The 7,022-nt window shown below is 69.7% G+C and carries 1 protein-coding gene; it reads right to left on the bottom strand.

The window, feature by feature from the left end:
- A partial coding sequence (locus tag BLT03_RS25020; protein WP_175537771.1) for a filamentous hemagglutinin N-terminal domain-containing protein occupies nt 1-7,008 on the bottom strand: 7,008 nt, incomplete at its 3' end.
- Nucleotides 7,009-7,022: the final 14 nt, after the last annotated feature.

The raw sequence follows: 7,022 nt of genomic DNA, 5'->3' as shown, positions 1-7,022 counted from the left end.
GTTGGCGCCCTGGATCAGCACGTCCTGCTGCGCCTTGATCTGCGCGCCCAGGGCCACGACATCGCCAGCGGCACGCAAGGTGGTGCTGCCTTCTCCGCCGTCGATGACGGTGCCGGTGTGCACGGTGCTCGATTGGCGCGTGCGGCTCTCGCCGGTCTGCACGCGCGTTTCTTCGCGCGTTTCCATGTCGCCGTTGTAGGTGACGAAGGTTTCGTACTTTGCGCTGCGCTCGTCGCTGCTGGTGGTCTTGGCGGTGGTGCCCAGGCGGATGTCGCCGCCCGCGTACAGGCCCGCGCCGGTCTTGCCCTTTACCTGACTGGCATCCAGCACGATGCTCCCGCCTGCGTCCAGCACGATCTTGCCGGCGTCGCTGGTGAACTGGCCGTCGGTGGCCGCAATGTTTCCATCGGCCTTCAGGTAGCCGCCGTTGTGCGCCACGATGGCGCCCCGGCTGTTGGCGATGTCGCCCTGGATGCTGGTCAGCAGGCTGTCCGCTTCGATGCGGCCTTGCTCGTTGTTCAGCCCGCCGCCGGACAGCCGCATGAAGCCGCCCGCGCGAATGCCGGCGCCGAAGTTGTCGATGCCGCCAGCGGCCGCAATGATGAGGTTGTTGGTGACCTCGAACTGGCCCCGGTTGATGAACTGGCCGCTCAGGTTCAGCGCCAGGTCGTTGGCGCTGATGCCGCCCGGCACGATGTGCAGCTGGCTCCAGTCGGGCAGCGAGACGCTCAGGCCCCCGCCCAGCAGCGCGCCGATGCCGCCTTGCGGCGTGCTCACGTCCACCCGCGGCAGGGCCAGCGGCTTGGTGTCGATGAATTGCGGCGGCACCTCGCTCGGCACCCCCGGTCCACCCGTGCCTGCGGTGGCAGGGCCCGCCCCCGCGTTGCTGGCTCCGCTGCCGCCGCCCACCGGGGCGGGCAGCGTGTCCGGCCGCGCCACTCCGATGAAGGTGGGGCCTTTGATGTTGCCCTGCACGGTCTGGCCCTCGGGCGCCTGCGCGATGGCGGTGGTTTGTACCTGGCGGCTGCGGGCCTCTTGCACGAGATGCAGTCCGGTGGCCGGATCGATTCCCGGCTGGTGAACGATGGTGCCGCCGTTGATGGTGATGGCATCGCCCACGATGGTGCCGGTGTTCGGACCGGTCAGCGTGATGGTGGCTGCGCCGCTGCCGGTGTTCAGGCGCGCGATGGCGCGGGAATCACCCTCGACCTGCACGGTGTCGCCGTTGGCGTCCTTGCCTTCCCAGATGACTTTCTGGTCGATGGGCCGCTGCTCGATGGTGCCGCCGCCCACGGTGGCGTCCGAGGCTTCGTTGATGAGCGAGCCGTTGAAGCCGCCTCCGATATACAGCTGCGCCCGGTTCGCCACGTTGCTGTAGCCCACGACCTTTGCGTCCGTGAGGCCGGCAGGTGCGGTGGGGATTTCATAGGTGCCGTCGAAGACGTTCGGCATGCCGGTGGCTTGCACCTGGCCCGTGGCCCGGTTGTGGATGGCGCCGCTGGCGCTGCCGGCAATCGCCACGCTGCCTTCGTTGAGCAACGTGCCGCCCCAGCGGACTTCCGCTGCGCCGACGCTCCAGCTCTCGCCCACCCCGACCTGGATGCCGTTCACCTGCAGGTCGAGCTTGCCCAGCGCGATGAGCGCATTGCTCGCTGCGGCATAGCTGCCGGGCGTGGTGAGCTTGGCATCGGCCAGGCTGCCCACCACGCCGCTGTTGGCGTAGCTGCTCGCGCCGATGTCCAGCAGGCTGCCCGCGATGATGACGCCGCTGGCGGCGTTGCTGAAACCGCCGCCGGTCTGGATGTCGATCTTGGCCGCAGGACCGCCCTGGCCGTACAGGGTGCCGGCGTTGGAGAACGAAGCGCCGGTGACGGTGATGTTCTTGCCCAGCACCTGGCTGTCGGCACCGCCGGACACGGCGGCGGTGGCTTTGAGCGTGACGTCGCCCGCCGCTGCCAGGGTGCCGTTGTTGTCGATGCCGCCGGCGGTGGCCGTCACGGCCAGATCGCCGTTGCGGGAGATCAGTTGGCCCTGGTTGGTCACGCTGGCCGCATCGATGGTGAGTTGGCTGCCGCTGACTTGCCCTGAAACGCCCTGCGCGGGCGCCGTGTTGGTGAAAGCGCCGCTGCTGCGGATGGTGACGGCACCGTTGGCGCTCAACTGGCCACCGCTGTTCTGCACGGATGCGCCCGTAACGGTGAGGTTGCCCGCCGCCGAAATGATGCCGGTGCTGGCGCCGCCGCCGGAAACGCCGGAGGAGGTGAGCGGGTCGTTGACGCTGCGCACGTTGCTCAGGCTGCCGGTGATCTCCACGTCGCCGCCGGAGCTGACCACGCCCTTGTTGCTCAGGATCGCGACCTGCACGGTGAGCTTGGCACCTGCGTCCACGGTGCCGGGGCTTTGCACATAGCGCCAGTCGGAGGCAGGCCCGTTGGGCGCACAGCCGTTGGCGATGACGCAGGTGCGGCTCTCGGCCAGGCCATTGTCGAAGCTGCTGCCCGTGATGGACATCAGGCCATCCGCATGGATGCGCCCGCCGTTGCTCATGGCCCCGGCGTTGAGCAAGACCGTGCCCCCGTTGAGGGTGCCGGTGTTCGTGACGGAGCCGCCATTGGCGGAAAGCGTGCCCAGCGCGCTGACGCTGCCGCCGTTGTCCAGCCCGCCGGAAACGTCCACGACCGTGCCGGAAATGCCGCCGGTGTTGGAGGTGCTGCCCAGCGAGACGGCCGAGCCCGAGACCTGCCCGGCATTGGACAGCGCGCCCATGGCGATGATGTTGGCGGCGATCTGCCCGAAGTTGGTGGTGGCGCCCGATACGTCCAGCCGCTGCTGGGCCAGGATGTCGCCTCCGTTGTTCAGTGCGGCATTGACGCCGATACCGTCGGCCACGATGCGGCCTGCATTGGCCAGCGTACCGCCGCCATAGGTGATGTTGCCGCCCGCCTGCAGAATGCCGGCGGTGCCCAGGCCTGCGGCGGCCTGCACGTCCATGCCTTGCGCCGCGCTCCAGGAGCCCTGCGCGCCCAGGGCCATGCCTGCCGAAGATTGCAGCGTGAGCTGCCCACCGGTGACGATGCCGCCGGCTGCTGCACGGTTGCTGTCGATACTGCGCGCACGGATGGCGATGTTCCCTTGCGATTGCATGAGGCCGTCGTTGACGAGGTCGCCGGTGGTGTCGATGGAGACCGGCTGGGCGAACGTCATCTGCGCCTGGTTGTGGATGCGCCCTGAATCGGCACGCAAGTTCGCCTGTCCCAGCCACTGGCTGTTACCGCTGAACACGAGGTTCTGCGCGGCGTGCAGGTCGGCATTGCCGGCTACGTCCAGCTTGCCGCCGAAGCCGATGCTGCCGGCCCGGCTTTCGGCCGCCAGAGCCGCCTGGGCCACCAGTGGGCCGGTGATGGAAATGCCGCCTTGCGCCTGCAGAGTGAGCGGCGCGCCGGCCTGCACCGATCCGCCGAATTGGATGGCCCCTGCCGCGCTGGCGACGTCGCCCCGCGCGAACTCGGCATCGCCTGCAACGCGCACCCCTTGCTGGCCGGTCAGGCGAAGGTCGCCCAGCGTTGCCAGCGGGCCGCCGATGTCGATGGCTCCGGCGTTGGCCTGCAAGGCCACGCCCTGATTCACGCGCAGCTCCTGCGCCACGGCGATGCCCTGGCCTGCCAAGGCTTCCAGCCGGCCGGCCACGCGCACGGTGCCGCCATAGCCTTGGCCGGTGCCGCTTTGCACGCGAGCGTCCTGCAGCACGAGCGTGTCGCCCTGAATGGCGACCTGGCCGCCGGCCCGGGCATCGAGACTGCCACCGAAAGAAGCGCTGCCGCCGATGCGGAGGTCTCCGCCGGACACCACGCTGGCGGCGCCCTGCACGGTCAACGTCTGGTCGATGCGGTGATCGCCGCCCACGGTGGCGTCGTAGCGGCCGCCGGCCTGCAGGCTGCGCAAATGCAAGTCGCCGCCGGCCTGCACGGCCGTGGCGGCATTGCCGTTGGCGCCTGCGGCCGCGCCACCGATGACGTCGGTCGCGGTGATGCTCCGGCCTGCGGACAAGGTCAAAGCGCCGGGGGTGGCGATGTTGCCGCCCACCCCGATGTCTCCCCGGGCCGAGGTGGCAGCGATGCTGCCGCCCACGAAGTCGCCATCGATGCGCAGATCGTCCTGCGTCTGCACCACGGCGTTGCCGGTGGCCTGGACGGATCGCAGGCGGGCACTGGGCGCCACCACTCGGAGGTTGCCGCCCGCGCGCAGGTTCTGGGCCTGCAGTTCGGAGGCGGTCTGGATCGCAAGGCCGCCGCCGGCCGTCAGGTCTCCGGTGACCGCGATCTTCTGGGCGCTGTCGAGTTCAAGCGTTCCGCCTGAGGCAACGGCTCCGCGCACGTCGATGCCGCCACCGGAAGCGATGCGGACGTCGCCATTGGCAACCACATCGGCCAGACTGGACACGCCGCCGGCGGCGGCATCCAGCCGCACTGCGCCCTGGGCCTGCACGCCACGGGCCAGCGAGACGCCGAAGCCTGAAATCTGCACATTGCCGCCCGATTGCACGTCGCCCTTGAGCACGGCCCGGCCCTGCGCCGCCACCGAAAGGTTGCGGCCGGATGTCAACGGGCCGTCCAGCACGAGGTCGCCCTGCCGCGACGCGATGTCCAGATCGCCGCGCGCACTGGCCTGCTGCAGATCGATGCTGCCCTGGCTGCGGATGGCGATGTTTTCGTTGGCCTGCACGGCGTTCACCGAGATGCCGCCAGCGCCCGCGTTGAGCTCGACGCTGCCGGCCGACCGCACATTGCCGCCGAGCCGCATGCGGTCCCGCGCGGTGATGCCTACCGCACCGCCTGCAACGTCTCCCGCGATGGTCACGTTGCCCGCGTCGATGCCGATGCCTCCGCCCGTCAGGCCCGCGCCCGCAGTGAAGTCGCCGCCGGCAGACCACTGCTGCCCTGCTCCGGAAACCGAAGCGCCCGACAAGCGGATGTCGCCCCCGGCCGACGCGCCGATGCCTCCGCCCGCCGCGATGTCGGACGCGGCGGAAATACCGCCGCCCGCAGCGATGTGGGCGTTGCCCCCCACGCTGACCGTCGATCCGAAGGCCACGCCCGCGCCGGAGCGCAGGCTAAGGTTGCCGCCGATGCTGACGGTGTCGCCGAACCCGATGTCGCTGCCGCTCACAAGGGCTGCGCTACCGCCGACGCGGACGGCGCCCTGGGCGTTCATGGGGCCACGCACGTTCAAATTGAGGTTGCCTGCGATGTTCAGGCCGGCGCCCGGCTGGCCCAGCTGCACTTCGCCGCCGGTCACATTCATGGCGCCGGCGTTGACGTCGCCACGCAGACCGATGCGGGCCGCGTCCATGTTCAGCGCCTGGCCGACCTGGGTCGCGCCTGCCATCTCGATGGAGCGCCCGCCCGCGATCGTCAGGTTGCGGCTGATGGCGGTCTGCCCCGAGGCGCTCACGCTGTCCGCCGCGATGTCGGCGCTCTCGTTCACCTGCAGCCGCCCGGCGAGCGTCGCGGAATCGCGTGCCCGCAGGTCCAGGTGGTTGCCCACCAGCGTCGTGCCGTACAGGCCGGCTGACCGCTCGCCATCGATCGTCAGGTCGCGTGCCACCGAAAGGCGCCCATCCTGCCGAATGTCCTGTCCTTTGATGGTGGCGGTGCCGGCCACGTCGATCACGCTTTGCCCACCGCCCAGCTGCAATGCCCCCGCTGCGCGGGCGTCCAGATTGCCGCCCACCAGAAGCTTGTCGGTGATGGCCACGTCGCCCGCGCTGCTTTGCAGTTGCACATTGCCTTGCACGCGCACGGGGCCGTCGAACTGCGCCCCGGCAGCGCCGTTGGCTTGCAACTGGTGCGCAGTGACTTCGCCGGCCACGGTGATGCGCCCTGAACTGTCCAGCTGGATATTGCGCGCGGCGGAAACGCCCGCTGCCTGCAGGTTGCCCGCGCTTCGCACAGCCACGTCTTCCTGATAGGCGAGCACGGCACCGCGCAGATTCACACCCATCCCCGCATCGGTGGAGATGACGCGGATCTGCCCTGCGGTCATGGCGCCCAAAGCCGTCGCGTCGATGGCGATGCCGCGCTGCCCCAGCGCAGTGGCCGAGGCGGCCAAGGCCGTCGCTGCATTCTTGCCGGCATCCGCATCGCTTTGTCGCCCGGCCGTGAGCTGAATGCTGGAGATGCCCCGGTTGAGGTAATGCGCGCGCAGCGGCCCGTCGATGAACAGCGTCTCGCCGATCAGATCCAGCTGGCCCACGGTGCCTTCGATGCCGATTCCGAGCACGTCGATCTGCCCGCCGGCCACGGAAAAGCGCGGCTGCACCGCCTGCGCGAATGCGCTGGGCGCACCGTTGGCGTCCCGCCACTGCACGGCGCCCGTGCTGAGCGTGAAATGCGGCGTATTGACGACCCCGCAACCGTCGCAGGTGATGCCGTTGGGGTTGGCGATGATGACGCTGGCCGGGTTGCCGAACACTTCGACCGTACCGCCGATGCGCCCCGCAGGCCCTGCGACGGTCACCTCATTGACGATGGTGTTGGCCGTGCGGCCTGCGGCAAGATTCGGGTTGGCCGCCGCCTGTCCGCCCAGGAGCGGTGTGCCGCCGACCAGGCTGTTGTTGAGGACGACGCCCGATGAAGGCACATCGAAGCGCTGGAACTGGTTCAGCGAAACACCCGCCGCGTTAGGGGTCGTGATGTTCACCAGTGCCGCGCCGCCTTGCAGCATCTGCACGCCGGGCTGGAAGGCCAGCGGAGCCCGCGGATCGGCGATGGGCACGCCATTGAAGGCCGCCTGCGGCGGCACCTGGGCATGCGCTGGCGCAACGCCTATCGACCACTGCCCGCCGGGCCCCACGCCGGCCTGCAATTGCAGGACGGTGAAAAGAGCGAGCACGCCACGGGCGGTGTGGCGGGCCCATCGGGGCGAGCGGTAGCGTGCAGCATCCGCCACATCGCGCTGAGCGCCCTGTTGTGCTGGCGTGCCCTTGGCGCTGTTCGTGTTGTTGTTCATGGATCCCCCCGACC

The sequence above is a fragment of the Paracidovorax valerianellae genome, from assembly GCF_900102625.1.
Taxonomy (GTDB): domain Bacteria; phylum Pseudomonadota; class Gammaproteobacteria; order Burkholderiales; family Burkholderiaceae_C; genus Paracidovorax; species Paracidovorax valerianellae.
This window is presented reverse-complemented; position numbering and strand designations above follow the sequence as displayed.